The organism is Kitasatospora sp. NPDC087314 (genome assembly GCF_044744365.1).
In the GTDB taxonomy this organism is placed as follows: domain Bacteria; phylum Actinomycetota; class Actinomycetes; order Streptomycetales; family Streptomycetaceae; genus Kitasatospora.
On sequence record NZ_JBIUYE010000015.1, the window covers coordinates 81,013 to 107,142 of the forward strand.

Below are 26,130 nucleotides of genomic sequence, written 5' to 3' on the forward strand. Positions count from 1 at the left end.
GATGACCAAGGCTCCCGTAACGGGGGACGTTACGGAGTCGGCCGGGGGTCCGGGCGCCGAGCAGCGCCCGGCCCCCGCGCCTTCCACCACCTCCTCCCCCTCCTCCACCTCCCCTGTCTCCGTCGTTTCCGGCACCGACGACGTGATCAGGACCCGCGGCCTGACCAAGCGCTTCCGGGGCGGCCAGCTCGCCGTGGACGGCCTGGACCTGAGCGTGCCGCGCGGCTCCGTCTTCGGCTTCCTCGGCCCGAACGGCTCCGGCAAGACCACCACCATCCGGATGCTGATGGGCCTGATCTCCCCCACCTCCGGCGTGGCCACCGTCCTCGGCGAGCCGATGCCGCAGTCCGTCGCCGGCGTGCTGCCCCGGGTGGGCGCGCTGATCGAGGGCCCGGCGCTGTACGGCTTCCTCTCCGGGCGGGACAACCTGATCCGGTTCGACGCCGCCGACCCGACCGCCGACCCCCGCACCCGGCGCCACCGCGTCGAGACGGCGCTGGAGCGGGTCGGGCTGAGCGCGGCGGCGGGAAAGAAGGCCCGCGCCTACTCGCTGGGCATGAAGCAGCGGCTCGGTCTGGCCTCGGCGCTGCTGCAGCCGCGCGAGCTGCTGGTGCTGGACGAGCCCACCAACGGGCTGGACCCGCAGGGCATGCGCGAGATCCGGGCGCTGGTGCGGGAGGTCGCGGCGGAGGGCACCACGGTGTTCCTCTCCTCGCACCTGCTGGACGAGATCGAGCAGGTCTGCTCGCACGCGGCGGTGATGTCCCGGGGCCGGCTGGTGGTGCAGGGCACCGTCGCCGAGCTGGCCGCCCGGGCGCAGGGCCGGCTGGTGGTCCGCACACCGGACGTCGCCCAGGCCGTGGAGGTGCTGGCGGCCCACCAGGTCGGTTCGCTGCTGCCCGGCGACGGGCGGGTGGACGGCGAGCTCGGCGCACTCGGGTCGTCGGCCGGCACGACGGGCGGCACGTCGGCCGAGGAGGCGCTGCCGAAGCTGTGCGCGGCGCTGGTCGAGGCCGGCGTGCGGGTGCACGGGTTCGGGCTGGAGCGGGGCACGTTGGAGGACGCCTTCGTGGCGCTGACCGGGGAGGGCTTCGATGTCGCAGGCTGAGACGGCTGGGGCCGCGGCACCGCCCGTCCGGATCGGGCGCCGGCCGCAGACGGCGGCCGGGTTCCTGGCACTGTTCCGCAACGAGCTGCACCTGACCTTCCGCCGGATGCGCACCAAGGTGCTGCTGGGGATCCTGGCGGTGCTGCCGATCCTGATCGGCGTGGTCGTCAAGCTCAACACGGACAGCCCGCACGAGGGCGGCGGCGGCGTGAACTTCATCGCGCAGACCACCCAGAACGGCCTGTTCCTGGTGTTCACCGCGCTCGCGGTCGCGCTGCCGGTGTTCCTGCCGATGACGGTCGGCGTGGTCGCCGGGGACTCGGTCGCCGGCGAGGCGGCCACCGGGACGCTGCGCTACCTGCTGGTCGCGCCGGCCGGGCGGACCAGGCTGCTGGCCGCCAAGTTCACCGCCGGTCTGGTGTTCTGCCTGGCCGCCACCGCGGCGGTCGCGGCGGCGGCGCTGGCCACCGGCGCCGCGCTGTTCCCGCTCGGCGAGGTGACGCTGATCTCCGGGGACACCATCGGCTTCGGCGACGCGCTGTTGCGGGCGGTCCTGGTGGCCGGGGTGGTGGCGGCCTCGCTGGCCGGGCTGGTGGCCATCGGGCTGTTCGTCTCCACGCTCACCGGCAGCGGCATCGCGGCGATGGCCGCGACCGTCGGGCTGGTGATCACCGTGCAGATCCTGGACGCCTTCCCGCAGCTGGACGCCGTCCGGCCGTTCCTGTTCACCCACTACTGGCTCAGCTTCGCGGACCTGCTGCGCCAGCCGATGTACTGGGACGGCGTGTGGAAGGACCTCGGCCTGCAGGCCGCCTACGTCGCCGTGTTCGGCGCGGCGGCCTGGTCCCGCTTCGCCAGCCGGGACATCAGCGCCTGACCGCCGCCTCGGCGGGGGCGGGCTGCGGCACGGCCGCGGCCCGCCCCGCGCGGTCGGCCCGCAGCTGGCGCAGCGCGTCCCAGGTGAGCACCACGAGGGCCGCCCAGACCAGGGCGAACCCGGCCCAGCGGGCGGGCGGCATCGACTCGTGGAACACCGCCACGCCGATCAGGAACTGGAACACCGGCGCCAGGTACTGCAGCAGCCCGAGCACGGTCAGCGGCACCCGCACGGCCGCCGCGCCGAAGAACAGCAGCGGGATCGCCGTGACCACCCCGCTGATCATCAGCAGCCCGGAGTGCCCCCAGCCGTACGAGCCGGCCACCGTGTGCCCGAAGGTGCCGCGCCCGCTGACCTCCAGGTAGACCAGGTAGCCGAGCGCGAACGGGAACATGAAGGCGCTCTCCGCCGCCAGGCTCTCCAGCCCGCTCAGCCCGACCTTCTTCTTCAGCAGGCCGTACGTGGCGAAGGACAGCGCCAGGGTGAGCGCGATCCACGGCAGCCGCCCGTACGCGACGCTCAGCACCGCGACGGCGGCCGCGCCGATGCCGACCGCCGTCCACTGCGCCACGCGCAGCCGTTCCTTGAGCATCAGGACGCCGAAGGCGATGGTGACCAGCGGGTTGATGAAGTAGCCGAGGCTGGTCTCGACCACGTGCCCGGCGTTGACGCCCCAGATGTAGACGCCCCAGTTGATCGAGATCACCACGGCCGCGCCGGCCAGCATGGCGACCCGGCGGGGCTGGCGCAGCAGCGGGCGTATCCAGCCCCAGTGCCGCTGGGCGACCAGCAGCAGCACCACGGCGACCAGGGACCAGACCATCCGGTTGGCCAGGATGTCGTCGGCGGCGCCGGGCTCCAGCAGTGGCCAGAACAGCGGGAAGAGGCCCCAGATGCCGTAGGCCGCGAACCCGTACCAGAGGCCTCGGCCGCTGTCCTGCTGGGTTGTCTCTGGCATGGCCGCCTGCCCTCCGCGCGCGTGTGTCGAGGTGACGGTAGCGGGCGGGAGGGCAGGCTGTCATCTCCGTTTCCGCATTTTGGTCATGACAGTGCTGACCTGCGGAAACGTCCGGCCCCGGGCGTCGGGCCCCGAGGCGTCCGGGGCCGGCATGAAGGTGATGAAGGAGGTCGCGGCGGTTCCGGTCCCGGTGCGGGGGCTGCCGCCGGCCGACGTATTCGACCGGATGTGTCCGTCCCGGGGCGTGCTGGAGCACGTCACCAGCCGCTGGGGTGTGCTCGTCCTCGGCGCGCTGCACGAGCGCGGGTACCGCTTCAGCGAACTGCGCCGCCGGGTCTCCGGCGTCAGCGAGAAGATGCTCGCGCAGACCCTGCAGACGCTGGAGCGCGACGGCTTCGTGCTCCGCGAGGCCCACCCGGTGATCCCGCCCCGGGTCGACTACAGCCTCACCCCGCTCGGCCGCGAGGCCGCCGAGCTGGTCGCCGCCCTCGCGCACTGGTCCGAGCAGCGGGTGCCCGCCGTCACCGCCGCCCGCGAGGAGTACGACGCGCGCTGACCGCGCGTGGTCAGCGGCGCCCGCACGGGACCGGCTCCATCAGCCCTGCCCGCGCGTGACCAGCGCCGCCAGGCCGTCCAGGACGCGGGCCAGGCCGAAGGCGTACGCGTGGTCCGGGTCGTACGCGCCGCCGTGCGCCTCGCCGGCGGCGGCGCCCACCCGGGCGGCGACCGGGTAGCGCTCGGCGTCGAAGACCTTGGCGAGCAGGTCGGCGTTGGCGGCCCACCACTGCGCGTCGGTCATCGCGCTGTCCTGCCGGGCGGCGCGCTCGTCGGCGGCCATCCGGGCGCAGGTCTGGACGAAGCCGAGCAGGTGGGTGAGCGCGGCGTCCAGCTCGACGTCGGGCAGGCCGGTGCCCTCGAAGGCGCGCAGCTCGTACTCGTACTTGGCCATCAGGCCCGGGCCGAGCGGCGGGCGGCTGGTGGAGACGGCCGCGACCCAGGGGTGGGCGCGGTAGAGCGCCCGGTTGTCGTCGGCGACGGCGGTGACCCTGGCCCGCCAGCCGTCGTCGGCGGGGGTGCTGCGGGGCATCGCCGCGTAGGCCGTGTCCAGCATCAGGTCGAGCAGTTCGGCCTTGCCGGGGACGTAGGTGTACAGCGCCATCGGGGACAGCCCCAGCTCCTGCGCCACCCGGCGCATGGTGACGGCCTCCACGCCCTCGGCGTCGGCGAGGGCGATGGCCGCGGCGGCGATCTCGCCGGTCGACCGGGCCTGCTTCGGGCCGCGCCGCCCGGGCTTCTCCTCGGCGGTCAGCCCCCAGAGCAGGGCGAGGGTGCTCGCCGGGTCTCCTGCGCTGCTGCGGTCCGTGGCCATGGGGGGATCTTTTCACGGGCCGCCCGGCTACCGTCTCCCCATGACCAGCGCCCCGACCAGCAGCCCGGACCCGGCCGGACCCGTGCCGCTCCCGGGCACCGACACCCGCGAGGCCGTCCGACCCCGTGTCACCTGCCGCCGCTGCCACCGCCCGCTGCACGACCCGGAGTCGCGGATCCTCCGGCTCGGCCCGGAGTGCCGCGATCCGGCGGAGCGGGTCGCACGCTTCGACGTCGACCAGGATCCGCTGCCGGGCGTCGGCTAGGACGCAGGGCGGCGCCCGAAGAGGCGGCGGAGGAAGCCGGGGCGGGGTTCCGGCTGCGCCTCGGTCGATTCGACCGGTTCTTCACGCTCCTCGGCCTCCTCCGCCCCCGCGGCCTCCCGGGTCTCCTGGGCCTTGACCCCCTCGATCAGCCGCCGGGCCAGGTCGGCGTCGCCCTCGGGCAGCCAGGGTGCGGCGAGCGCCAGCGCGGCCAGCGACCGCAGGACGGTCACCACCCGGGTGCGGCGCGCCCGGGCGCTGTAGTGCAGGCGCTGCCGGAGCCGCTCGGCGATGTCGGCGCGGGTCTCGGGGTGCGTCCAGCCGATCGCGACGAGGGCGAAGCCGGCCGCCTCGACCACCCAGTCCTCGGGCCCGAGCAGCAGGTCGACCAGCACGCGGCGGCGGTCGGAGTCCTCCCACGGCTGGTCGGTGCGGTGGTGCGCGATGCCGAGGCAGGCGAAGACCTGGACGGCCCGCACCCACAGTTCGGGCTGGTGGGCGAGCAGGGCCCGGCCGAGCTCGTCCTCCCGAGGCATCGGCGGGTGGACGAGCGTGCCGAGCAGGTCGTCCAGCGGCAGCCCGGCCAGCCGGACGGCGTGGTCGTAGGCGGCGGGGACGGTCGGCCAGACGATCTCGGCGGTGGACCGGACGAGTTCGGCGCTCTCCGGCGCGGGCGGGGCGACGGCCGGGCGCGGGTCGGTGCCGTCCCAGGCCCAGATCCGGGTGGTGGGTTCGACCAGCGGAAGCCGGGGGTCGGGCTCGGCGACCGACTGGTAGTCGACGGTGGCGAGCGGCAGCGCGAGGCGGACGGCCAGCAGCGAGCTGGGCGGCTCGACGGCGGAGGCGCTGCACCCGATCTCGCTGTCGCGGGTGGTGCCGGGGGCGGCGAGCACCTGGTGCAGCACGTTGACGGTCGCCTCGGTGGCGCCGGAGACCATGCCGAGCCAGGGCTCCCGGTGGCTGAGCCGCTCCAGCAGGTCCTGGGCGTACTCGTGGTCGGGGTGGGCACGGTGGTGGTCGGCCAGGGCGAGCAGGTGGGCGAGGTCGCCGTCGACGGCGTGGCGCAGGCCGTACCGGGCGGGGGCCGCCTTGGGGTGGTCGGGTTCGGTGGCGAGCACGCGGTCCAGCCAGGGCAGGCCGTCGGCGGGGCGGCCGAGGGTGCCGTACAGCTCGGCGACGTCGACGGCGAGGTAGCTGCTGGTGTTGTCCCGCTCCGGTTCGACCCGGGCCAGTTCGGCCTCCCAGACGGCGAGCGCCCGTTCGGGCCGGCCGTGGGCGCGCAGGGCGTTGCCGAGCATCACGGAGGGCATGTAGCCGGGGGCCAGGCGGTGGGCCAGTTCGGCGAGTTCGACGGCGCGGGCGGTGGCGCCGAGGCGGCGGGTGAGGCCGGAGGCCATCGCCAGGAGCAGCGCGTGGTCGCCGTGGCGGGCCACCACGGCCTGCACGAAGCCGTCGAACGGTTCGACGGCGGCGGCGAGTTCGGCCGGTAGCGGGTCGGGCAGCCCACCGGTCGCCCGGGCCACCGCCTGGGCGACGGCGTCCGGGTCGACGAGGGCGGGCAGGTCCTCGCGGGCGAGCCAGGCGGTGTGCGCCCAGGGTCTCGCGGGCTCGTACTGGATCGCGGAGGCGAGCAGGCCGACGGCCGTGTCCCAGTCCCCGGCGGCGGCCTCGACGTGGGCCCGGCAGGCGACGGTGCCCAGGTAGACCTGGCCGTCCAGCGGGAACAGCTCGCGGGCCGCGGCCGGTCCTCCGGCAGCGGCGCACAACTCGGCCAGCGCCTCGTGCAGTTCGGGGAGCTGCGGGTCGGCGAGGATCGCGTCGGCCAGGTGGTCGGCGGCGTGCGGCAGGTCCCCGGAGTCGATCGCCAGCCGGGCCACCGCCACCTCGCCCTCCGCCGCGAGCCGCTCGTCGCCTTCGTCGTCGGCCTGGCCCATGTGTTCGTCCCCCGCTCGCGGTGTCTCCGATGTGCGCGGATGAGGCTATCCCGCGTATACGACGACCGGATGATCACCCTGTCGGTGTGTCGGGCGAGCTGGAGATGGCCTGAATCCCTCTCACCTCCTCGATCGGATACGACCTGAACGAGTGGTTTGGGCGCCGACGAACCGCTTGCTCTGAAATGCGCCCACCACGATGGACCCGGCGCTTCGCTCCCGAAGCAACCCGCCCCGATTCCAAGTGAGTAGTGACGATGAAGCTCTCCCGCACCCTGTCCGCAGTGGCCTCGGCCGCCGTCCTGAGCACCATCGCCCTGACCGGGCAGGCCACGCCGGCGACCGCCGCCGGCTCGTTCGTGGTCAGCGAGTCCCAGTTCAACCAGATGTTCCCGAGCCGGAACGCCTTCTACACCTACCAGGGCCTGGTCGACGCCCTCGGCGCCTACCCGAAGTTCACCACCACCGGCAACGACGCCACCCGCAAGCGCGAGGCGGCGGCGTTCCTCGCCAACGTCAGCCACGAGACCGGCGGGCTGAAGTACGTCGTCGAGCAGAACACCGCCAACTACCCGCACTACTGCGACGCCTCCCAGCCGTACGGCTGTCCGGCCGGCCAGGCCGCCTACTACGGGCGCGGGCCGCTGCAGATCAGCTGGAACTTCAACTACAAGGCCGCCGGCGACGCCCTGCACATCGACCTGCTGCACGACCCCTACCAGGTCGAGCGGAACTCCGCCGTCTCCTGGAAGACCGCCCTCTGGTTCTGGGACACCCAGAGCGGCGCCGGGTCGATGACGCCGCACGACGCCATCGTCAACAACAAGGGCTTCGGCGAGACCATCCGCAGCATCAACGGCGCGCTGGAGTGCGACGGCAAGAACCCGGACGAGCGCAACGACCGCATCAACCTGTACAAGAAGTTCGTCGGCGTCCTCGGCACCGACGTCGGCGGCGGCAACATCTCCTGCTGACCCGTCCGACGGTGCGCAGGACGTCGGCCGGGCCGTTTCTGCGCACAGCTGTGTGGCGGGGCCGCCGCTTCGGCGGGGGGTGTCGGCGATGAGTGTGCGGCGGATGGCGTGGGCTGAGGGGAGGGCGTCACCCTTCGCCGTGATCACCATATGACCCGGTGGGGGGGCTTGCGGCAAGACCCCGGCCGTGCCGCAGAATCTCCGGGTCGGGCACTCGCTCGACGAACCGTCAGATCTCCTCGTTACCAAGGGAAGCACTTCGCGATGTCACCTGTGCCCGCCGACCCGACCCTGGTGCATCCGATGCCCGAGCAGCCGCGGGTGGTGCTGCTGAAGCCGCTGGTCACCTCGCCGCTGATCGAGGTCGGAGCGTTCTCCTACTACGACGATCCCGATGACCCGACCGCCTTCGAGACCCGCAACGTGCTGTACCACTACGGGCCGGAGAAGCTGGTCATCGGGAAGTTCTGCGCGCTGGGCACGGGCGTGCGGTTCATCATGAACGGCGCCAACCACCGCATGGACGGCCCCTCGACGTTCCCGTTCCCGATCATGGGCGGCTCCTGGGCCGAGCACTTCGACCTCATCACCGGCCTGACCGGACGGGGCGACACGGTGGTGGGCAACGACGTCTGGTTCGGCCACGGGGCCATGGTGATGCCCGGCGTCCGCATCGGTCACGGGGCGATCATCGCCTCCGGCTCCGTCGTCGTCGACGACGTCCCCGACTACGGCATCGTGGGCGGCAACCCGGCCCGTCTCATCCGCCGCCGCTACGGCGATGCGGACGTCGACCGCCTCCTGGCCCTGGCCTGGTGGGACTGGCCGCTCCAGCGGATCACCGAACACGTCCGCACGATCATGTCCGGCAGCGTCGACGACCTGGAGAAGGCGGCGGCCGCCCAGGCAGCGGAGTAGCGCCCCAGGACCCGCCGCCGGGCGGCGGGACTCCGAGCCGAGCCGCGCGGCGGCGAGGCGCAGGAAGTCGGATGGGCCGACTTCCTGCGCCACCGGGGTCTCAGCGCTTGGGGGCGGCGAGGCGGGTGCCGGACCAGTCCTTGGCGACGCTGACCGACTTGGTCGGGGAGAGGCCGGCGGTCTGGGCGGCGTCGCTGGTGTCGCTGGGCTCGATGTAGCCGTCCCGGCCGGACTTCGGGGTGAGCAGCCAGATCGTGCCACCGTCTTCGAGGAGGCCGATGGCGTCGACCAGGGCGTCGGTGAGGTCGCCGTCCTCCTCGCGGAACCAGAGCAGGACGACGTCGGCCACGTCGTCGTAGTCCTCGTCGACGAGGTCCTGACCGATGACCGACTCGATGCCCTCGCGAAGGTCCTGGTCGACATCGTCGTCGTAGCCGATCTCCTGGACGACCTGGCCGGGCTCGAACCCGAGCCGGGCCGCCGGGTTGGTGCGCTCTGTCGTCATGGCGGTCTTCCCTTGGGTCGGAGGCGCCTGCCGCCTCGCTCACGGGTAGCCAATCAGACACGTACGGTGGCGAGCCGGAACACGCCCGGCCGTTGACGCAGGTCAGACCTCGCGGCAGGAGACGACCGTGGAGGCGCTGACGGTGAGCAGGAGTTGTGTGCAGCCGGTGGCGTCGGCCCGGGCGACGGTGGCACCCAGGTCGCCGGGCGGCAGCGTGAAGGCGTGCGGGCGGAGGTCGGCGTCGTGGGCCACGACGGTGCCGTTCTCCACGTAGAGCATCAGGTATTCGGCGACGTCGGACACGTCGGATCCCCTCCCCTGGGATGGCTGGCGTTCGGCCCTGCCCACGTTAGGGTCCGCGCGGGCCCCGGCCGACGGCATTCACCGGGCGCCACCCCCACGGGTGAACACCGCCGAGGGCGTGCAGGCGTCCGATGTCCGACCTCCGTTGGCAGAAGTCATCGTTCAGCGGCTCGAACGAGGGCGGCAGCTGCCTTGAACTGGCCCTCGGCGCCGACGACACCCGCCACCTCCGCGAGTCCGACGACCCCTCCATCACCATCACCACCACCGCTGCCAAGCTCCGCGCCTTCATCCTCGGCGCCAAGGCCGGCGAGTTCGACCACCTCCTCTGAACCCCCTCCCCGCCCGCTCGTTGGAGCCCAACGAGCGGGCGGAGCGCTGCCGCCTCGTCCGCCCGTGAGCTGAGCCGGGTGCGTGCGGTCCCCGATGCGCGGGAGATCGTCGAGACGCCGAAGCATCGCGGGGTGCAGTGGGCGGTTTCGCACGGACGGCGTGACCGGCACGGTGGGCGGGACGGCGGATCAACGGGGGCGTTCATCGTTTGTCTACCGCCGTCGTCCACGATCGGTTGCACGGGGCGCCCCGAACATTCACGGGCGCGAACATGCACGAGGAAGGCACACGGGGATGAAGGCAACGAAGACCCTGCGGCACATCGCACTGGCCGCGGCAACCGGGGCACTGGCCCTGGCCGGGACGATGGCGACGGCGGGCACCGCGGCCGCCGACGCGGAGAGCGTGACCATGAGGGAGCCCGGGATGCTCCTCCCGGGCTGGCACCTGGACGCCGGCGACACCCGGCTGATCCTGCAGTACGACGGCAACCTCGTGCTCTACCGGGCCTACCAGGACCCCAGTCTGGTCCACCCGGTGTGGTCGGCCCCGGGGGCCTACGGCTGCGGCTACAAGGCGATCATGCAGGGCGACGGAAACTTCGTCCTCTACAACAGCGCCAACGGCGTCTGCTGGTCCAGCAACACCTTCAAGTCCAGCTCCAACCAGACCGCCCAGCTCAAGGTCACCGGGCTCGGCGGGCTCTGGGTCGAGTTCACCAACGACAACGCCAACTGGCAGCCGACGATCAAGACCCGCAGCTCGGACCTGTACTGACGGGCACCGCCCGCTCCGGCGTGACCTCGCACATCGTGGCCCCGGCCGGCGGTTCTCCGCCGGCCGGGGCCGCACGCGCGCGCCCGTACCCCCGTGCCCACCCCTCACCCCCGCTCGGCGAGCCACCTGACCAGGTCGTCCACCGACCACTGCGGCCGGGCCGCGAGCCGCGTCGCCGCCGTCCGCAGCAGGACGGGCAGGTAGCCGCAGATCTCGGCCAGCTCGGCCGCCGGGCCCGGCTCCCGGCAGATCCGGTCGGCGCCGACGATCCGGGCCAGCAGCTCCTGCGCATCGTGCTGCTCCAGCGGCCCCAGCGCCACCCGCACCGCGTCCCCCGGCAGGACCCCCGGCTCCGCCCCCGCGACGACGGCCGCGCAGCCCGCCACCGCCGGCAGCAGCGGCGCCACCTCGCCGACCCCGTCGAGCACGACCAGCACCCGCCGCCCGTCCAGCGCGGACCGGTAGCGCGCGGACAGCTCCTCGACCGTCGCCCCGCACGGGGGCCGCTCCCCCAGCGCCCGCAGGAACGCCGCCAGCGCGACACCCGGGTCCGCCGCCCCTCCCGCCGCGTACAGCTGCCCGTCCGGAAAGGCGTCCTGAACGGCATGCGCCACATGCACCGCGAGCGCCGAAGTGCCGCTGCCGGCCGGACCGGACAGCCCCAGCACCGGTGCGACGCCCCCGACCCCCGGCTCCCGCAGCACCCGCTCGGCCTGCCGCAGCTGCGCCGAGCGCCCCACCAGGTCGGGGATGTCCGGCGGCAGCTGGCAGGGCCGGGGCGGCCGGCGCGGCGGCACCGGGACGGCCGGCGCCGCCAGCGAGGCGTCCCCCCGCCGGATGCGGGCGTGCAGGTCCACCACCGCCGGCGCCGGTTCGAGCCCCAGCTCCCGGTCCAGCCGTGCGCGCAGCGCCTCGAAGGCGGCCAGCGCCTCGGCCGTCCGCCCGCAGCGGTGCAGGGCCAGCAGGTGCAGGCGCTGCACCTCCTCGTCGCGCGGGTGCTCGGCGGCCAGCGCGTCCAGCGCGTCCAGCGCCTCGGCGTGCCGGCCGAGCGCGAGGTCGAGGTCGTGCAGCACCTTCACCGCCGCGTGGCGCCCGGCGGCGAGCCGCTCCCGGGCGCGCTCGGCGAAGCCGCCGGGCACACCGTCCAGCGCACGCCCCCGCCACACCGCGAGCGCCCCAGCGAGCAGTTCACGGGCCCGCGCCGGGTCGTCGTGGCGCAGCGTGGCCGCCTCGCCCACCCCGGCCTCGTAGCGGAACAGGTCGACGGCGGCGCGCTGCACCTCCAGCCGGTAGCCGCCGGCCGTGGCGACCAGCAGCCCCGGAGCAGCGAGGACGCGGCGCAGCCGGTGGACGTGGGTGCCGATCTGACCCGTCGGATCCTTGGGCCAACGGCTGTCGTCCTCGCCCCACAGGCCCTCGACCAGTCGCTCCGTGGGCACGAGTTGGCCGGGGGCGAGCAGCAGGGCGGCGAGGACGGCGCGCTGCTGCGGCCGGCCCAGGTCGATCTCGTGGCCGTCGCACGAGGCGCGCAGCGCTCCCAACACACGGAAGTCGAGCCCCATGTCCCCATCCCCGAAGCCATGAGTTTCAGTACACAATCTGTGGCAGATCATAGGTGTCCGGATCGTGGGGGCGTCACCGTCCGTACGGAAGTGGCGTGATCCGGACACACGGCGACATTCGGGGACGGGACATGGTTGACATGGGGGACTCCGGGCTGCGGTTCGGACTGCTGGGACCACTGCGGGCCTGGTACGGGGAGCGGGAGATCGAGCTGGGCCGACCGCAGCAGCGGGCCGTCCTGGCGGTGCTGCTGAGCGCCGCCGGACGGACGGTGGCGACGTCGGTGCTGGTGGAAGGGGTGTGGGGCGGGGCCGCGCCGGCCGACCCGCGCAAGGCCGTCCAGGTGGCCGTCTCCCGGCTGCGGGTGGCGTTCAAGCCGCACACGGGGCCGGATCCGGAGCGGATGCCGCTGGTGCGGGTCGGCGACGGGTACGCGCTGCTTGTGCCGGGGGCGGAGGTGGACTCGGCCCGCTGGGAGGCGCTGCTGGCCGAGGCCGGACGGCTGCGCGACCGGCAGGCGCCCCCGGAGGAGGTCCGGGAGGTGCTGCAGGCGGCGCAGCGGCTGTGGGTCGGCGAGCCGCTGGCCGGGCTGCCCGGGCCGCACGCCGAGGCCGTCCGCTCCCACCTCGTCGGACAGCGACTTTCCGCCAAGGAGGCGCAGCTGGAGCTGGACGCGGAGATCGGCGACCGCACCGGCCTGACGGCGGAGGCCGCCGCGCTGGCCCTGGAGCACCCCGGCCGGCCCCGGCTGACCGCCGTCCTGATGCGCGCCCTCTACCAGGCGGGCCGCAAGGCCGAGGCGCTCGCCGTGTACGAGGACGCCCGCCGCTGGCTGCCGCCGGGCGAGGACGGCCCGGCCGCACTGCAGCTGCGGATCCTGCGCGAGGACCCGGCGCTGCTGCCCGCCGCCACCACCGCCACCCGCGCCGAACCCGCCGCCGCCTGGCAGCCGCCCGACCAACTGCCCTCCGGTCTGGCCGACTTCACCGGCCGCACCAAGGAGGTCGAGACGCTCGTGGACCGCCTCGCCGGCGCCGGCGGGCGGGCCGTGGTGGTCTCCGCGCTGGACGGCATGGGCGGGGTCGGCAAGACCACGCTGGCCGTGCACGTCGCCCGGCAGGTGCCCGAGCGCTACCCCGACGGGCGGCTCTTCGCGGACCTGCGCGGCGCCGACCGGACGCCCTCGGCCCCGGGCGCGGTACTCGCCGGCTTCCTGCGCGCCCTCGGCGTGGCCGCCGAGGAGATCCCGCCGGACACCGGGGAGCGCTCCGCCCTCTACCGCTCGGCGCTGGCCGGGCGGCGGGTCCTCGTCGTCCTCGACAACGCCGCCACCCTCGACCAGGTCGAGCCGCTGCTGCCCGGCTCGTCCGGCTGCGCCGTCCTCGTCACCAGCCGCGTCCGGCTGGCCGGCCTCGCCGGGGCGCACCACCTGCGCCTGGACACCCTGCCGCCCGGGCAGGCACTGGAACTGCTGACCCGGATCGTCGGCGCCGAGCGCGTCGCCGCCGAACCCGCGGCCGCCGAGGAGGTCGTCCGGGCCTGCGGGCTGCTGCCGCTCGCGGTCCGGATCGCCGCCTCACGGCTGACCGCCGACCCCGCGCTCACCCTGGCGGCGCTCGCCGAGGGGCTGCGCCGGGAGCACCGGCTGGCCGAACTGAGCGACGGCGAACGGACGGTGGAGGCCACCTTCGCCCTCTCCTACCACCGCCTCGACGCCGAGGCGGCCCGCGCCTTCCGCCTGCTGTCCCTGCCCGACGCCCCCGACATCCCGCTGCCCTGCGCGGCCGCTCTGCTCGGCCGCACCGAGACCGAGGCCGACGAACTCCTCGAAGCCCTCGTCGACCTCAACCTGCTGCACTCCCCCGGCTTCGGCCGCTACGGCTTCCACGACCTGGTCCGCGACTACGCGCGCGGCCGGCTCGCCGCCGAGGAGCCCGCCGCCGAGCGCACCGCCGCCGCCGACCGGCTGGTCGACTACTGCCTGGCCACCGCCCGCAACGCCGACCTCGCCGCCCGCAAGGCCGACCCGGTCGAGCTCAGCCTGCTCGGCGCGACCGTCCGCTCCCCGGGCCGGACGCTGCCGGACGGGCCGGCCGCGGTGCGCTGGATGCGCGAACAGGCCGGCGTGCACGCCGCCGCCATCGCCCTGAGCTGCGCGGACCCGGCGCTGCCGCTCGACCGGGCGGCCGAACTCGCCGACCGGATGAGCGCGGTGCTCGCCGAACGCACCCAGACCAGCGACATCGCCGACCTCGCCGACCGCATCGCCCGGGAGGCCGCCGCCCGGGACGACCACGGCCCGCTCGCTCTCGCCCGCTACGTACGCGGCAGCATGCTCTGGCACATCAGCCGCTACGCCGAGTCCGAGCAGGAGATCCGCCAGGCGGTGGCCCTGTGCGACGACGACGCCACCGGCGGCGGGGGCCCCACCCTGCGTGTCCTCGCCAAGGCCCTGCTCACCCTCGGCGGCAACGCCCGCATCCGCGGCCGCTACGCCGACGCCGCCGAGCACGCCGGCCGCGCCGCCGACCTGTTCCACCGCCTCGGCGCCGAACGCTCCGAGGGCAGCGCGCTCGGCGAGTTCGCGTTCAGCTGCGCCCACACCGGCCGACTCGCCGAGGCCCGGGACGCCGCCGAGCGCTGCGCCCGCCTGATGAGCGGCTCCGGCCCGGTGTCCGCCGCCACCGGCCGCTACTACCTGGCCCGGGTGCTGCGGTTGTGCGGCGACCCGGAGGCGGGCCTCACCCACGCGATCGGCGCCCGGGACGAGTTCGCCGCCCTCCAGGTGACGGTGTTCGAGGCGGCGGCCGGCGACCTCGCCGCCCGGATCCACGCCGAGGCCGGCCGCTGGCTGCTCGCCGCCGACGCCGCCGAGGCGGCGCTGCCACTCGCCCGCCGCACCAGCGCCGTCCTGGAGGCCGCACTGCTGCGCACCCTGGGCACCGCGCTCACCGGCCTCGGCCGCCCCCGCCAGGCCCGGGCCTGCCTGGCCGACGCGCTGGAGGTGTACGAGCGGCTCGGACTCGGCGAGGACGCCGACCGGACCAGGACGCTGCTGGAGGCCCTGCCGCAGCCCTGACGCCGTCGTTCCGGGCCAGCCGTGCACCAGGCGTTGACAGCTTGTCTACCGCGGTCCGCGACCTTCCCTCTCGTCAGGTCGCGAACCGCGGCCGTGCGAAGGAGAACCCAGATGAGAGCCCTCACCCGTACCCGCAGGATCCTCGCCGGACTCGGCGCCGCCACGGCCGTCGCGGGGGCGGTCGTGGTCGTCGCCCCGGCCGCGCACGCCGCCGGCTGCGAGCTGCCGCCGAACGTGGCGACCTTCACCTCCGTCTACAACGGCGCCGCCGGCGCCCTCGACCTGCCGTCCGACGACGAGGCCAACGGCCGGCGGGTCGGCGTCTACACCGCCAACCAGAGCCCCGCACAGACCTGGTCCTTCTGGGGCTACTGCGACGGCACCACCGCCATCTCCCACGGGAGCAAGGTCATCGACCTCGACACCGGCTCGGGCGCCGTCCAGCTCTGGGACACCCCCGGCGGCATCGACGGCCTCAACCGCCCGGCCGGCGACTGGATGCCGGCCAACCAGAAGTGGCGCCGGACCGCCGAGGACCGCGGCTGGTACCTGATCCAGAACGCGGCCACCGGCCAGTGCCTCAAGTCCAACGGCGTCGCCCAGTACACCTCGGTGACCGGCTGCGACGGCAACGACCCGACCCAGCGCTGGCGGCTCGGCTGATCCACGGCCCCTGACCCCGGTCCGCTCGTCGGCGCCGACGAGCGGACCGGCCCTCCCCCGGCCGCGCCCCCGACGCTGTGTCACAGTCCCGCATCCGTCGTCACGGCGGCACGTGGGACTCGTCACGGCAGGGTCAGGAGGCCGCCAAAGAAGTGGTGCCGGACCCCCGCCCTACGCTATGAACATCCCTCGGAAGGGCCGCCCGTCCGGCGGCCCGAAGATACGGGGGACACCACATGAAGCTCATCGGCACAAGCAAGAACGCGGCGGTACTGGCCGGACTGGTCGCGGTCGGCGCGCTCACCCTGACCGCCTGCAACGACGACGCGGCGTCGTCCGACACGGCGAAGACCCCGCCGCCGGCGACCACCGCGCCCACCACTCCGGCCGCCGCGCCGACCAGCCCGGCCACCACCCCGGCCGCGCCCACCACCCCCGCCGCCCCGGCCACCACCCCGGCGGCCGGCGGCGGGGCGACCGCGGCGCCCGGGACGACCGTCAAGCTCGGCGAGGCCGTCCAGCTGCCGTTCACCTCGGGCAGCACCAAGGGCACCATCTCACTGGCCGTCACCTCGATCGAGCAGGGCGACCCGGGCGACCTCACCGCCCTCAAGCTCGGTGACAAGGCGAAGGGCCTGGTGCCGTACTACATCCACTACAAGATCACCAACGCCGGCACCACCGACCTGTCGTACACCAGCGTCGGCCACATGAAGGGCCTGCTCGCGGACGGCACCGAGGCGCAGGACCTGCTGATCATCGGCAGCTTCGCCAAGTGCCCGAGCAGCTCGCTGCCGACGGGCTTCACCAACGGCCAGTCCGCCACCGCCTGCGCGGTGGCGCTCTCCCCGGCGGCCTCGAAGGTCGCGGGCGCCGAGTACTGGGGCGAGCCGTACACCATCGGCAAGGGCATCGACTGGAAGTGATCCGCACGGACGCCGGGCGGGCAGGCGGCGTGCGGCCGCCCTTCCCGCCCGGCGTCCGGGTCCACCCGGCCGCCGCCACCGGCCCTCGCGCACCCGAAAATCGGAGGCGCGGACCGCCCTCACCCTGATAGACAATGTGACATGCTACAGGGCTCCCTCATCACCCTCCGCGCCCGGCGACAGGACGACGTCCCCGTCCTCCAGGCCGAGCTGTACGACGACGTCGCCACCCGCACCCGCGCCGACAACCGGCCGTGGCGCCCCCTCCCGCCCGACTCCCCGAACTCCCCCTACACCGCCACCGCACCGACCGACGACGCCGCCTGCTTCTCCGTCACCGACCAGGCCACCGGCGAACTCGCGGGCGAGGCGCTGCTCTGGGGCATCGACACCCACAACCGCTGCGCCCACCTCGGCCTCGCACTGCTCCCCGCGCACCGCGGCCGCGGCCTCGCCACCGACACCCTGCGCACCCTCTGCCGCTACGGCTTCCGGACCCTCGGCCTCCAGCGGCTCCAACTGGAGACGCTCGCCGACAACGCGCCGATGCTGGGCGCCGCCCGCCGCGCCGGCTTCACCGTCGAGGGCACCCTGCGCGCCTGCCACTGGACCGACGGGGGCTTCGCGGACCAGACCGTCCTCGGCCTGCTCGCCCACGAATGGACGCCCTGACCCGGCCGACCTCCCCGGCGTCCGGGTTCACCCGGCCGCCGGCGCCCGGTAGATCCGCAGGAAGGCGTCGACGCCTTCCTGCGCGATCCGCACGACGTCCTCGTCCGCCACCGGGAGCGCACCCCAGAACGAGCGCTCGGCGACGCCGTGGAAGGTCAGCAGGGTGAACCGCTCGGCGGCCTGCCCGGGGTCGTCGACGGCCAGCAGCCCCCGGCCCGCGATCGCCTCGAAGTGCTCCGCGAGGTCGCGGTGGGAGGCGATCGGGCCGGCCTCCAGCCACGCCTCCAGGACGTCGGCCGGGATGTTGGCCACCTCGGCGCGGATGGCCCGGCCGAGCGCGCCGTGATCCCCCGCCGACAGCACGGCCCGGGCCCGTTCGACCGCGAAGTCGGTGAGGTCCTGGCGCAGGTCCACCACCCGGTCGAGGTACTTGGCCATCAACTCTCTTATGGTCCCGGTCAGTTCGGCCGAGTTCAGGAGCGCGACGGAGAGGAAGAGGGTCTCCTTGTCGGCGAAGTGGTTGTAGACCGTCCGCTTGGACACCCCGGCCTCCGCGGCGATCGCGTCCATGCTGGCCCGGACGTAACCCTCGCGCCCGAACACCGCCGTCGCGGCCCGCGTGATCGCCTTGCGCTTCTCCGGCCGCCCCGCTCCGCCCGTCGTCGCCACGGCGCCACTTCCCATCTGCTGAAACCGTCGAAAACTACCCGGTGTAGTCTATCCCGGGCCCGTCGAACCCGAGCTTGCCATCGAACAAGGGTGCTCTATGCTGCCTACAACCTCTACACCCGTGTAGAGGGAAGTCAACAGCACGCCTGCCCCCGGCCGGAAAGCCGATGCCGCGCGCGGGAACCGGCCGGCCGAACAGCAGCGTCCAGTAGTGGCAGCGCATCCGCTCTTCACACGACGACCGGGCGCGGGCGCCACAGTGGCGCGCAAGCACGGGAACACCGGGGGTGAGTGCATGGCGGGGCGGCGAGGACGGACGTCCGAACAGGAGACACGACGGCGGGCGAACAAGCCCCCCGCGCGGACCCTCCCCGGCGGAGCGGCCCTGCCCGCAGCACTGGCCGTCGGACTGCCCGCGGTGGGCGCCGGCATAGACGAGCTCTCCGGCCCCGGCATGGGGCTGGCCTTCGCGGTGGGCGCGGTGTTCGGAACGGGCCTGTCGGCCGCCCTCAGCAGCCGCAACGGCTGGTGGTGGGTCGTAGCCGCCTCGCCACTGCTGGTCCTGGGGGTGACGGCCGGCGCCGAACTGCTGGCCAACGGCGGCGCCTACCAGGGCAAGAGCCTGGCCACCGGCTCCGCGAAGTGGGTGGTCCACGGCTTTCCCGTGATGGCCGCGGCCGCCGCAGTGGCCGCGCTGGTGATCGTGGTCCGGCTGGTCCGGGACCGGAGGAGGGACCATGGCTGAGAACCCGGAGACCCGCAAGGCCGGCCGCGCCGCCGCCACGGCGGCCCGCAGGCGCTCCCCGCTGCTGATCGCGGGCCGCACGGTCGCCTGCTCGGTCGCGTTCGCGGTGTTCGTCGCCAGCGGGGTGGTCTGGTACGAGTACCGGACCCTCACCGACGGGATGACCACGTCCAACGTCATCGCCGAGACGAAGAAGGACGCGCCCAAGCACCTGGACAACTCGGTCAACCTGCTGCTGATCGGCCTCGACAGCCGCAAGAACATGGACGGCACCGACCTGCCGCCGGAGTTCGTCCAGGACGAGCTGCACGCCGGGCACAGCTCCGACATCGGCGGCTACAACACCAACTCCCTGATCCTGCTGCACATACCCGCCGGTGGCGGCAAGGTGCAGGCCGTCTCCATCCCCCGCGACGACTACGTCATGACGTACGGCGCCGACGGCAAGCAGGCCGGCATGCGCAAGATCAAGGAGGCCTACGGCGAGGCCAAGGACAAGGCCACCCCGGCCCTCCAGGCCAAGGGACTCAAGGGCGCGGACCTGGAGAAGGCCGGCCGCGACGCCGGCCGCGCGGCCACCATCCAGACCGTGCAGAAGTTCCTCGACCAGCCCATCGACCACATAGCCGAGGTCAACCTCATGGGCTTCTACGACATCGCCAAGGCGGTCGAGCCGATCGAGGTCTGCCTCACCCACGACACCAAGGACCCGGCCATGGAGGGCCAGGGCTCCGGCGCCGACTTCCACAAGGGCGTCAACAAGCTCAACGCCTCCCAGGCGCTCGCCTTCGTCCGCCAGCGCCACAACCTGGACGGCCCGGACGGCAACAGCGGCGACTTCGCCCGCACCCACCGCCAGCAGGCCTTCATCTCCTCCGTCGTGCACAAGCTCAAGCAGGACGGCATCATCAGCGACCTCGGCAAGCTGCAGAAGCTGTTCGGCGTCGTCCAGAAGGACCTCGTCATCGACAACGAGTGGAACGTCCTCGACTTCGCCCAGCAGGCCCCGAACCTGACCGGCGGCAACGTCGAGTTCAACACCCTGACCTTCGACGACTTCGGCAAGCGCAACGGCCAGGACGTCAACCTCGTCACCCCGGCGAAGGTCCAGAAGGTCGTCAAGCAGATCTTCGGCTACGCCGACTCCGCCCCGGCCACCCCCGACGCGGCGGGCGACCCGACCACCCCGCCGGCCGCCACCCCCACCCCGACCCCGACCGCCGCCCCCGCCACGGTGGACGTCTACAACGCCTCCACCGCCGCCGGGGTCTCCTCCACCGCCGAGTCCAAGGCCCTGGTCGCGATGGGCTTCAAGGCCGGCCGGACCGGCGGCTCCGCCTCCAAGTCGAAGACCAGCACGGTGATCTACGGCAAGGGCGCCAAGGACGCGGCCGACCAGATCGCCGCCCGCTACGGCGTCACCGCCACCGAGTCCGCCTCGGCCGCCGCCGACCGCGTGATCGTCACCCTCGGCACCGCCTTCACCGGGCCCGCCGACGGCAAGACCGCCGCCCCGAGCACCGGCGCCACCCAGGGCCCGGCCGGCCCGACCGCCAACCTGCCCGTGCAGGGCCCCTCGGTCGACGCCCAGAGCGACGGCGGCATCCCCTGCGTCTACTGACGCACCCCCGCACCACCGCGTGAGGGAGGCTCCCGTCCGGGGGCCTCCCTCACGCCTTTCCCGCACCGGCCCCTCGGCCCCGGGACGACCCCTGGGAAGATTCTCCGTACTGTGTATAGTGTACTGCGTACGGGATAACCGTGCGCGCCGGCCGCCGAGAGGACCCCACCATGCAGATCACCGCCTCCGCCGTCTCCCTGACCGTCGAGGACGTCACCGCCTCCGCCGCCTTCCTCCAGCGGCACTTCGGCTACACCGAGGAGATGTCCGCCGACGGCTTCGTCTCGCTCAAGCACCCGGGCGCCGGGGTCGGCGTCGTCTACCTGCGGCGCGGCATCGAGGTGCTGCCCGAGAGCCACCGCGACCGGATCGCGGACGGGGTGATCCTGGCGTTCGTCGTCGAGGACGTCGCCGGCGAGGAGCGGCGGCTGCGCGGCGAAGGGGTCGAGGCCACCCTGCCGCTGCGCGAGGAGCCGTGGGGGGAGAAGCTGTTCCAGGTCACCGACCCGAACGGGGTCGTGATCGAGCTGGTCGAGTGGGTCAAGCAGTAGCCGGGCGGCCAATCGGCGGCGCCCCCTCGGCCGATGGCCGAGGGGGGCGCCACACGTACCGGACCGGGCCGGTCAGTCCACCGTCCAGGTGTCGTTGCCCGCGAGCAGCGTGGCCAGGTCGCCCGGCCCGCGGTGCGCGGTGGCGGTGGCCAGCTGGCTCGCCATCAGCTCGTCGTAGACGGGCCGCCGCACGTCGCGCAGGACACCGATCGGGGTGTGGTGCAGGGTGTCGGCGTCGGCGATCCGGGAGAGCGCGAAGGCCGTCGCCGGGCTGGCCGCGTGGGCGTCGTGGACCAGCACGTCCGCCTCGTTGTCCGCCGTCACCGGGGCGGTGAACAGCTCGCCGTCCGGGCCGCGGAAGACGCCGCCGGCGAGGTCGGTGCCGTAGCGGATCGGCTGCCCGTGCTCCAGCCGGATCAGCGCCTCGTCCCGGGTGCCGGGCTCCTTCAACGCCTCGAACGCGCCGTCGTTGAAGATGTTGCAGTTCTGGTAGATCTCCACCAGCGCGGTGCCCTCGTGCGCGGCCGCCGCCCGCAGCACCGACTGCAGGTGCTGGCGGTCCGAGTCGATCGTCCGGGCGACGAAGGACGCCTCGGCGCCGATCGCCAGCGACAGCGGGTTGAACGGCGCGTCCAGCGAGCCCATCGGCGTCGACTTGGTGATCTTCCCCAGCTCGCTGGTCGGCGAGTACTGGCCCTTGGTCAGGCCGTAGATCCGGTTGTTGAACAGCAGGATCTTCAGGTTGACGTTGCGCCGCAGCGCGTGGATCAGGTGGTTGCCGCCGATGGACAGCGCGTCGCCGTCCCCGGTCACCACCCACACGCTCAGGTCCTGCCGCGCGGAGGCCAGGCCGGTCGCGATCGCCGGCGCCCGCCCGTGGATCGAGTGCACCCCGTAGGTGTTCATGTAGTACGGGAAGCGCGAGGAGCAGCCGATCCCGGAGACGAACACGGTGTTCTCGCGCTTGATGCCGAGCTCCGGCATGAAGCCCTGCACCGCCGCCAGGACCGCGTAGTCCCCGCAGCCGGGGCACCAGCGCACCTCCTGGTCGGTCTTGAAGTCCCGTGCGCTCTGCGGCCCTTCGGCCTTGGGCACCAGGTGCAGGGACGGGAAGCCGCTCTCGCTCATCGGTGGTCCTCCTCGTCCAGGGTGCCGATCGCCGCCGACAACACGTCCGCCAACTGTGCCGCCTTGAACGGCAGTCCGCGCACCTGGTTGTAGGACTCCGCGTCCACCAGGTACTTCGCCCGCAGCAGCAGCGCGAGCTGGCCGAGGTTCATCTCGGGCACGACGACCTTCTCGTAGCTCCTGAGCACCGCGCCCAGGTTGGCCGGGAAGGGGTTCAGGTTGCGCAGGTGCGCCTGGGCGACCTCCCCGCCGTCCGCCCGGACCCGCCGCACGGCCGCGGTGATCGGCCCGTACGTCGAGCCCCAGCCGAGCACCAGGACCCGCGCCTCGCCGCTCGGGTCGTCGACCTCGACCTCGGGGACGGCGATCCCGTCCACCTTCGCCTGCCGGGTGCGGACCATGAAGTCGTGGTTCGCCGGGTCGTAGGAGATGTTCCCCGTCCCGTCCTGCTTCTCGATCCCGCCGATCCGGTGCTCCAGCCCGGGCGTGCCGGGCAGCGCCCACGGCCTGGCCAGGGTCTTCGGATCCCGCAGGTACGGCCAGAACGCGCCGTCCTCGCGGTTCGGGCCGGTCGCGAAGTCCGGCTCGATCTCCGGGAGTTCGTCCACCTCGGGGATCCGCCACGGCTCCGAACCGTTCGCCAGGTAGCCGTCCGAGAGCAGGAACACCGGTGTCCGGTACGTCACCGCGATCCGGGCCGCCTCCAGCGCCGCGTCGAAGCACTCCGCCGGTGTCGCCGGGGCGACGATCGGCACCGGCGCCTCGCCGTTGCGCCCGAACATCGCCTGCAGCAGGTCCGCCTGCTCCGTCTTGGTCGGCAGTCCGGTGGACGGGCCGCCGCGCTGGATGTCCACGACCAGCAGCGGCAGTTCCAGCGACACCGCCAGGCCGATCGTCTCGCTCTTCAGCGCCACCCCGGGGCCCGAGGTCGTGGTCACCCCGAGCGCGCCGCCGAAGGCCGCGCCCAGTGCGGCGCCGATCCCGGCGATCTCGTCCTCCGCCTGGAAGGTGCGCACCCCGAAGTTCTTGTGCCGGCTCAGCTCGTGCAGGATGTCCGAGGCCGGCGTGATCGGGTACGAGCCCAGGTACAGCGGCAGTCCGGAGCGCTGCGCGGCGGCGATCAGGCCGTAGGAGAGCGCCAGGTTCCCCGAGATGTTGCGGTAGCGCCCGGCCGGGAGCTTGGCCGGCGGCACCTCGTAGGAGACCGCGAAGGTCTCCGTCGTCTCCCCGAAGTTCCAGCCCGCCTTGAACGCGCTGATGTTCGCCTCCGCGATCTGCGGCTTCTTCGCGAACTTGCTGCGCAGGAAGGTCTCCGTCCCGTGGGTGGGGCGGTGGTACATCCAGGACAGCAGCCCCAGGGCGAACATGTTCTTGGCCCGCTCGGCGTCCTTGCGCGCCAGCCCGCTGTCCTTCAGCGCCTCCAGGGTCAGCGTCGTCAGCGGCACCTTGTGCAGGTGGTAGGCCTCCAACGAGCCGTCCGCCAGCGGATCCGCCGCGTACCCGACCTTCGCCAGCGCCCGCTTGGTGAACTCGTCCGTGTTCACGATGATCTCCGCGCCGCGCGGCAGATCCGCCAGATTCGCCTTCAGCGCCGCCGGGTTCATCGCCACCAGCACGTTCGGCGCGTCCCCCGGGGTGAGGATGTCGTGGTCCGCGAAGTGCAGTTGGAAGCTCGACACCCCCGGCAGCGTCCCGGCGGGCGCCCGGATCTCGGCCGGGAAGTTCGGCAGCGTGGAGAGGTCGTTGCCGAACGACGCCGTCTCCGAGGTGAACCGGTCACCGGTGAGCTGCATCCCGTCACCCGAGTCGCCGGCGAAACGGATGATCACCCGGTCGAGTCGGCGAATGGGCTTGCTCCGCCTCGGTGGTGAGTCGCCCGGGGCGGCGGGGCCGGCGGGCACGGCCGCGCCGGGGCGTCCGTCACCGCTCCCGGGACGACTCTCGTCGCCGTCCGGGCCGTCCACTGCCTCTGACTGATCGACCTGACTGGTCACTGCCGCGGACCTCCTCGTGGGCACACCACCGCGGGCGCGGCCCCGTGCCCCGTCCGCTTGGTGCACCTCCCGCATCCTATGCGGGTGAACTCGACCCCGGATGGAAGTGGCGCACGAATCTCACCGGTCCGCGCCCGGGCCGCACAGCAGGTACAACGTCCGGCCGCCGGAGATCATTCCGCGTCCGGCGGCCGGCCTCGATCCGACGGGTCTTCGCCCGACGACGGGTCGGGGCTACGAGTTGAGGTAGGTGAGCACCGCGAGCACCCGGCGGTGGTCCTCCGGGCTCTGCGCCAGGCCCAGCTTCAGGAAGATGTTGCTGACGTGCTTCTCCACCGCGCCGTCCGAGACCACCAGTTGCTTGGCCACCGCGCTGTTGGTACGGCCCTCCGCCATCAGCCCGAGCACCTCCCGCTCCCGCGGCGTGAGGTTGGCCAGCACGTCGCCCTTGCGGCTGCGGCTGAGCAGCTGCTGCACCACCTCGGGGTCCAGCGCGGTGCCGCCCTCGGCGACCCGGACCACCGCGTCCGCGAACTCGCGCACCTCGGCGACCCGGTCCTTCAGCAGGTAGCCGACGCCCCGGGTGGAGCCGGCCAGCAGCTCGGAGGCGTACCGCTCCTCCACGAACTGCGACAGCACCAGCACACCCAGGTCCGGGTAGTGGCCGCGCAGCTCGACGCAGGCGCGCAGCCCCTCGTCGGTGTGGGTGGGCGGCATCCGCACGTCGGAGACCACGACGTCCGGCAGCTCGCCGGCCGCGGCCAGGTCGTGGATGGTCTTCAGCAGTGCCGCGCCGTCCCCGACCCCCGCGACGACCTCCAGGCCCCGGTCGGTGAGCAGCCGGGTCAGGCCCTCCCGCAGCAGTACGGAGTCCTCGGCGATGACGACGCGGCGCATGGTGACCTTCCCGGCAGGTGAGCTGACACGGCCAGTCTCCCCCATCCGCGCGGCCGCCCGCCGGGGGTTCGCGGCTCCCGCGCCCCGGTCACCGCGCCGCCCCGGTCACATGGTCCGCATCGCCACCGAGTCGCAGAGCGCCTCCAGGGCCGCCTTCGCCGGGCAGTCCGGCAGCGGGGCGAGCAGCGCCCGGGCGTCCTCGCCCTGGCGCAGGGTCTCGCGGCGGGCGCGCTCCAGCGCCGGGTGGCGGCGCAGCAGGTGCAGCGCCTCGGCGTGCAGCTCGTCGTCGGCGAGGTCCTGGGTGAGCAGTTCGCGCAGCCGGGTGTCGGCCGGATCGGCGGGGTCGGCCGGCATCTGCTGGAGCAGCAGGGTCGGCAGCGTCGGCACGCCCTCGCGCAGGTCGGTGCCGGGGGTCTTGCCGGACTCGTGGCCGTCGCTGGCGATGTCCAGCACGTCGTCGGCCAGCTGGAAGGCGATGCCGATCCGCTCGCCGAACTCGCTGAGGGTCTCCACCATCCACGGCTCGGCGCCGGCCATCTGCGCTCCTATCCGGCAGGAGACGGCGATCAGCGAGCCGGTCTTGCCGGACAGCACGTCGAGGTAGTGCAGCAGCGGGTCGCCGTCCGGGCCGGGGCCACGGGTCTCCAGGATCTGACCGGTGACCAGCCGCTCGAAGGCGTCGGCCTGCATCCGGACCGCCTCGGGGCCGAGGTCGGCGAGCACCTGGGAGGCGCGGGAGAACAGGAAGTCGCCGGTGAGGATGGCCACCGAGTTGTCCCAGCGGGAGTTGGCGCTGGGGGCGCCGCGGCGCACCATGGCCTCGTCCATGACGTCGTCGTGGTACAGGGTGGCCAGGTGGGTCAGCTCGACGACGACGGCCGCCGGCACCACGCCGGGTGCGCCCGGGTCGCCGAACTGGGCGGCCAGCAGCAGGAGCAGCGGGCGGAAGCGCTTGCCGCCGGCCTCGATGAGGTGACTGGCGGTGATGGTGATGAACGGGACGTCGCTCTTGACGGCCTCGGCGAGTGCCGTCTCCACCGCGTCCAGTCCGGCCTGGACGTCCCGGGTCAGGTCGCGGTCCTGCACGCTGAGCCCGAAGGGTCCCACGACGGTCACGAAGACCACTCCTCTGTCCCTGGTCGATCTAGCGGCCTGGTCCCTGAGTGCCGCCGCTGGCCATACAGGCAGGGTATCCGGTCACGAGTGGATCACTGCACGGGCGTGCGGATCCTGTCATGATCGGGCCGGATGCCCTGGTCAGGGTGGCTGTGGGGGCAGTACTGCGGTGGGGGCGAATTCATCGG

The 26,130-nt window shown here is 73.5% G+C and carries 26 protein-coding genes; 15 read left to right on the plus strand and 11 right to left on the minus strand.

From position 1 onward, the window contains the following. Position 1: 1 nt before the first annotated feature. Positions 2 to 1,108, plus strand: coding sequence for an ABC transporter ATP-binding protein (locus ACIO5E_RS29855; protein WP_400673743.1), 1,107 nt, complete (start codon positions 2 to 4; stop codon positions 1,106 to 1,108). Beyond that, entirely contained in the window at positions 1,095 to 1,985 is an 891-nt protein-coding gene (locus ACIO5E_RS29860; RefSeq protein WP_400673746.1) for an ABC transporter permease, read from the plus strand. Before ACIO5E_RS29855 ends, ACIO5E_RS29860 begins: the two co-directional genes overlap by 14 nt. Here the strand turns inward: ACIO5E_RS29860 and rarD are convergent. Further along, complete coding sequence (gene rarD, locus ACIO5E_RS29865; protein WP_400673749.1) at positions 1,975 to 2,943, minus strand: EamA family transporter RarD; 969 nt, start codon at positions 2,941 to 2,943, stop codon at positions 1,975 to 1,977. The two genes, ACIO5E_RS29860 and rarD, sit on opposite strands and share 11 nt — an antisense overlap. Positions 2,944 to 3,103: 160 nt before the next feature. Here rarD and ACIO5E_RS29870 point away from each other — a divergent pair, with 160 nt between their 5' ends. Continuing rightward, positions 3,104 to 3,499, plus strand: coding sequence for a winged helix-turn-helix transcriptional regulator (locus ACIO5E_RS29870; RefSeq protein WP_400674093.1), 396 nt, complete (start codon positions 3,104 to 3,106; stop codon positions 3,497 to 3,499). Between the two features lie 39 nt (positions 3,500 to 3,538). Here the strand turns inward: ACIO5E_RS29870 and ACIO5E_RS29875 are convergent, their stop codons facing one another. Next, positions 3,539 to 4,312: a TetR/AcrR family transcriptional regulator C-terminal domain-containing protein gene (locus ACIO5E_RS29875; protein ID WP_400673752.1), complete on the minus strand. Its 774-nt coding sequence runs from the start codon at positions 4,310 to 4,312 to the stop codon at positions 3,539 to 3,541. 40 nt (positions 4,313 to 4,352) lie between these two features. Between ACIO5E_RS29875 and ACIO5E_RS29880 the strand changes: the two genes are divergently transcribed. Further along, positions 4,353 to 4,577 (plus strand): DUF6011 domain-containing protein, encoded by a 225-nt coding sequence (locus ACIO5E_RS29880; protein WP_280678541.1) that lies wholly within the window; start codon positions 4,353 to 4,355, stop codon positions 4,575 to 4,577. Here the strand turns inward: ACIO5E_RS29880 and ACIO5E_RS29885 are convergent. Further along, a complete protein-coding gene (locus ACIO5E_RS29885) occupies positions 4,574 to 6,508 on the minus strand; it encodes a tetratricopeptide repeat protein (protein WP_400673755.1) in 1,935 nt (644 codons plus the stop codon). The genes ACIO5E_RS29880 and ACIO5E_RS29885 overlap by 4 nt on opposite strands. A 257-nt stretch (positions 6,509 to 6,765) precedes the next feature. Between ACIO5E_RS29885 and ACIO5E_RS29890 the strand changes: the two genes are divergently transcribed. Together ACIO5E_RS29890 and ACIO5E_RS29895 are read left to right on the plus strand one after the other, a co-directional pair. Then, positions 6,766 to 7,482 carry a chitinase gene (locus ACIO5E_RS29890; protein ID WP_400673758.1) on the plus strand — a complete coding sequence of 239 codons (717 nt, stop codon included), beginning with the start codon at positions 6,766 to 6,768 and terminating at the stop codon, positions 7,480 to 7,482. A 264-nt stretch (positions 7,483 to 7,746) separates the two neighbouring features. Then, positions 7,747 to 8,400 carry a CatB-related O-acetyltransferase gene (locus ACIO5E_RS29895; RefSeq protein WP_400673761.1) on the plus strand — a complete coding sequence of 218 codons (654 nt, stop codon included), beginning with the start codon at positions 7,747 to 7,749 and terminating at the stop codon, positions 8,398 to 8,400. A gap of 100 nt (positions 8,401 to 8,500) precedes the next feature. Here the strand turns inward: ACIO5E_RS29895 and ACIO5E_RS29900 are convergent, their stop codons facing one another. After that, positions 8,501 to 8,905, minus strand: a complete 405-nt coding sequence (locus ACIO5E_RS29900) for a DUF3052 domain-containing protein (protein WP_400673764.1) — start codon at positions 8,903 to 8,905, stop codon at positions 8,501 to 8,503. Positions 8,906 to 9,007: 102 nt separating this feature from the next. Next, positions 9,008 to 9,208 (minus strand): hypothetical protein, encoded by a 201-nt coding sequence (locus ACIO5E_RS29905; RefSeq protein WP_400673767.1) that lies wholly within the window; start codon positions 9,206 to 9,208, stop codon positions 9,008 to 9,010. 131 nt (positions 9,209 to 9,339) lie between these two features. On the opposite strand from ACIO5E_RS29905, the gene ACIO5E_RS29910 reads away from it, so the two are divergent. Together ACIO5E_RS29910 and ACIO5E_RS29915 are read left to right on the plus strand one after the other, a co-directional pair. After that, positions 9,340 to 9,540, plus strand: a complete 201-nt coding sequence (locus tag ACIO5E_RS29910; RefSeq protein ID WP_400673770.1) for a DUF397 domain-containing protein — start codon at positions 9,340 to 9,342, stop codon at positions 9,538 to 9,540. Between the two features lie 295 nt (positions 9,541 to 9,835). Further along, positions 9,836 to 10,318: a hypothetical protein gene (locus ACIO5E_RS29915; RefSeq protein ID WP_400673772.1), complete on the plus strand. Its 483-nt coding sequence runs from the start codon at positions 9,836 to 9,838 to the stop codon at positions 10,316 to 10,318. A 104-nt stretch (positions 10,319 to 10,422) separates the two neighbouring features. Here the strand turns inward: ACIO5E_RS29915 and ACIO5E_RS29920 are convergent, their stop codons facing one another. Beyond that, complete coding sequence (locus tag ACIO5E_RS29920) at positions 10,423 to 11,880, minus strand: BTAD domain-containing putative transcriptional regulator (protein ID WP_400673775.1); 1,458 nt, start codon at positions 11,878 to 11,880, stop codon at positions 10,423 to 10,425. 131 nt (positions 11,881 to 12,011) lie between these two features. Between ACIO5E_RS29920 and ACIO5E_RS29925 the strand changes: the two genes are divergently transcribed. The 4 genes from ACIO5E_RS29925 (at position 12,012) to ACIO5E_RS29940 (ending at position 17,221) form a co-directional block, all read left to right on the plus strand. Continuing rightward, positions 12,012 to 14,960 carry an AfsR/SARP family transcriptional regulator gene (locus ACIO5E_RS29925; protein ID WP_400673778.1) on the plus strand — a complete coding sequence of 983 codons (2,949 nt, stop codon included), beginning with the start codon at positions 12,012 to 12,014 and terminating at the stop codon, positions 14,958 to 14,960. 111 nt (positions 14,961 to 15,071) lie between these two features. Next, positions 15,072 to 15,623: an RICIN domain-containing protein gene (locus tag ACIO5E_RS29930; protein WP_400673781.1), complete on the plus strand. Its 552-nt coding sequence runs from the start codon at positions 15,072 to 15,074 to the stop codon at positions 15,621 to 15,623. Positions 15,624 to 15,859: 236 nt separating this feature from the next. Next, entirely contained in the window at positions 15,860 to 16,549 is a 690-nt protein-coding gene (locus ACIO5E_RS29935; RefSeq protein WP_400673783.1) for a hypothetical protein, read from the plus strand. Between the two features lie 141 nt (positions 16,550 to 16,690). Continuing rightward, a complete protein-coding gene (locus tag ACIO5E_RS29940; protein WP_400673786.1) occupies positions 16,691 to 17,221 on the plus strand; it encodes a GNAT family N-acetyltransferase in 531 nt (176 codons plus the stop codon). A 27-nt stretch (positions 17,222 to 17,248) separates the two neighbouring features. On the opposite strand, the gene ACIO5E_RS29945 is transcribed toward ACIO5E_RS29940, so the two are convergent. Next, positions 17,249 to 17,890, minus strand: coding sequence for a TetR/AcrR family transcriptional regulator (locus ACIO5E_RS29945; protein ID WP_400673789.1), 642 nt, complete (start codon positions 17,888 to 17,890; stop codon positions 17,249 to 17,251). Between the two features lie 295 nt (positions 17,891 to 18,185). Between ACIO5E_RS29945 and ACIO5E_RS29950 the strand changes: the two genes are divergently transcribed. The 3 genes from ACIO5E_RS29950 (at position 18,186) to ACIO5E_RS29960 (ending at position 20,807) form a co-directional block, all read left to right on the plus strand. Continuing rightward, entirely contained in the window at positions 18,186 to 18,635 is a 450-nt protein-coding gene (locus ACIO5E_RS29950; RefSeq protein ID WP_400673791.1) for a DUF6542 domain-containing protein, read from the plus strand. Next, the gene (locus ACIO5E_RS29955; protein ID WP_400673794.1) at positions 18,628 to 20,256 is read left to right on the plus strand and encodes an LCP family protein; all 1,629 of its coding nucleotides are present in this window, start codon (positions 18,628 to 18,630) and stop codon (positions 20,254 to 20,256) included. The genes ACIO5E_RS29950 and ACIO5E_RS29955 overlap by 8 nt, the downstream gene beginning before the upstream one ends. A gap of 170 nt (positions 20,257 to 20,426) precedes the next feature. Continuing rightward, the gene (locus ACIO5E_RS29960) at positions 20,427 to 20,807 is read left to right on the plus strand and encodes a VOC family protein (protein WP_400673796.1); all 381 of its coding nucleotides are present in this window, start codon (positions 20,427 to 20,429) and stop codon (positions 20,805 to 20,807) included. Positions 20,808 to 20,879: 72 nt separating this feature from the next. Here ACIO5E_RS29960 and ACIO5E_RS29965 read toward each other — a convergent pair whose 3' ends face one another. The 4 genes from ACIO5E_RS29965 to ACIO5E_RS29980 form a co-directional block, all read right to left on the minus strand. After that, on the minus strand, positions 20,880 to 21,935 hold the full coding sequence (locus tag ACIO5E_RS29965) for a 2-oxoacid:ferredoxin oxidoreductase subunit beta (protein ID WP_400673798.1): 1,056 nt from the start codon (positions 21,933 to 21,935) through the stop codon (positions 20,880 to 20,882). Continuing rightward, positions 21,932 to 23,836, minus strand: coding sequence for a 2-oxoacid:acceptor oxidoreductase subunit alpha (locus ACIO5E_RS29970; RefSeq protein ID WP_400674096.1), 1,905 nt, complete (start codon positions 23,834 to 23,836; stop codon positions 21,932 to 21,934). Before ACIO5E_RS29970 ends, ACIO5E_RS29965 begins: the two co-directional genes overlap by 4 nt. Positions 23,837 to 24,163: 327 nt before the next feature. Then, positions 24,164 to 24,826 carry a response regulator gene (locus tag ACIO5E_RS29975; RefSeq protein ID WP_400673800.1) on the minus strand — a complete coding sequence of 221 codons (663 nt, stop codon included), beginning with the start codon at positions 24,824 to 24,826 and terminating at the stop codon, positions 24,164 to 24,166. Between the two features lie 105 nt (positions 24,827 to 24,931). Beyond that, positions 24,932 to 25,942 carry a polyprenyl synthetase family protein gene (locus tag ACIO5E_RS29980; RefSeq protein WP_400673802.1) on the minus strand — a complete coding sequence of 337 codons (1,011 nt, stop codon included), beginning with the start codon at positions 25,940 to 25,942 and terminating at the stop codon, positions 24,932 to 24,934. Positions 25,943 to 26,130 lie beyond the last annotated feature (188 nt).

Coding starts and splice junctions, on each gene's coding strand:
- ACIO5E_RS29890 (WP_400673758.1), top strand. CDS start 6,766: ATGAAGCTCTCCCGCACCCTGTCCGCAGTGGCCTCGGCCGCCGTCCTG.
- ACIO5E_RS29965 (WP_400673798.1), bottom strand. CDS start 21,935: ATGAGCGAGAGCGGCTTCCCGTCCCTGCACCTGGTGCCCAAGGCCGAA.
- ACIO5E_RS29875 (WP_400673752.1), bottom strand. CDS start 4,312: ATGGCCACGGACCGCAGCAGCGCAGGAGACCCGGCGAGCACCCTCGCC.
- ACIO5E_RS29860 (WP_400673746.1), top strand. CDS start 1,095: ATGTCGCAGGCTGAGACGGCTGGGGCCGCGGCACCGCCCGTCCGGATC.
- ACIO5E_RS29870 (WP_400674093.1), top strand. CDS start 3,104: ATGAAGGAGGTCGCGGCGGTTCCGGTCCCGGTGCGGGGGCTGCCGCCG.
- ACIO5E_RS29935 (WP_400673783.1), top strand. CDS start 15,860: ATGAAGCTCATCGGCACAAGCAAGAACGCGGCGGTACTGGCCGGACTG.
- rarD (WP_400673749.1), bottom strand. CDS start 2,943: ATGCCAGAGACAACCCAGCAGGACAGCGGCCGAGGCCTCTGGTACGGG.
- ACIO5E_RS29910 (WP_400673770.1), top strand. CDS start 9,340: ATGTCCGACCTCCGTTGGCAGAAGTCATCGTTCAGCGGCTCGAACGAG.
- ACIO5E_RS29895 (WP_400673761.1), top strand. CDS start 7,747: ATGTCACCTGTGCCCGCCGACCCGACCCTGGTGCATCCGATGCCCGAG.
- ACIO5E_RS29960 (WP_400673796.1), top strand. CDS start 20,427: ATGCAGATCACCGCCTCCGCCGTCTCCCTGACCGTCGAGGACGTCACC.
- ACIO5E_RS29950 (WP_400673791.1), top strand. CDS start 18,186: ATGGCGGGGCGGCGAGGACGGACGTCCGAACAGGAGACACGACGGCGG.
- ACIO5E_RS29855 (WP_400673743.1), top strand. CDS start 2: ATGACCAAGGCTCCCGTAACGGGGGACGTTACGGAGTCGGCCGGGGGT.
- ACIO5E_RS29955 (WP_400673794.1), top strand. CDS start 18,628: ATGGCTGAGAACCCGGAGACCCGCAAGGCCGGCCGCGCCGCCGCCACG.
- ACIO5E_RS29915 (WP_400673772.1), top strand. CDS start 9,836: ATGAAGGCAACGAAGACCCTGCGGCACATCGCACTGGCCGCGGCAACC.
- ACIO5E_RS29975 (WP_400673800.1), bottom strand. CDS start 24,826: ATGCGCCGCGTCGTCATCGCCGAGGACTCCGTACTGCTGCGGGAGGGC.
- ACIO5E_RS29940 (WP_400673786.1), top strand. CDS start 16,691: ATGCTACAGGGCTCCCTCATCACCCTCCGCGCCCGGCGACAGGACGAC.
- ACIO5E_RS29880 (WP_280678541.1), top strand. CDS start 4,353: ATGACCAGCGCCCCGACCAGCAGCCCGGACCCGGCCGGACCCGTGCCG.
- ACIO5E_RS29920 (WP_400673775.1), bottom strand. CDS start 11,880: ATGGGGCTCGACTTCCGTGTGTTGGGAGCGCTGCGCGCCTCGTGCGAC.
- ACIO5E_RS29900 (WP_400673764.1), bottom strand. CDS start 8,905: ATGACGACAGAGCGCACCAACCCGGCGGCCCGGCTCGGGTTCGAGCCC.
- ACIO5E_RS29925 (WP_400673778.1), top strand. CDS start 12,012: ATGGTTGACATGGGGGACTCCGGGCTGCGGTTCGGACTGCTGGGACCA.
- ACIO5E_RS29930 (WP_400673781.1), top strand. CDS start 15,072: ATGAGAGCCCTCACCCGTACCCGCAGGATCCTCGCCGGACTCGGCGCC.
- ACIO5E_RS29885 (WP_400673755.1), bottom strand. CDS start 6,508: ATGGGCCAGGCCGACGACGAAGGCGACGAGCGGCTCGCGGCGGAGGGC.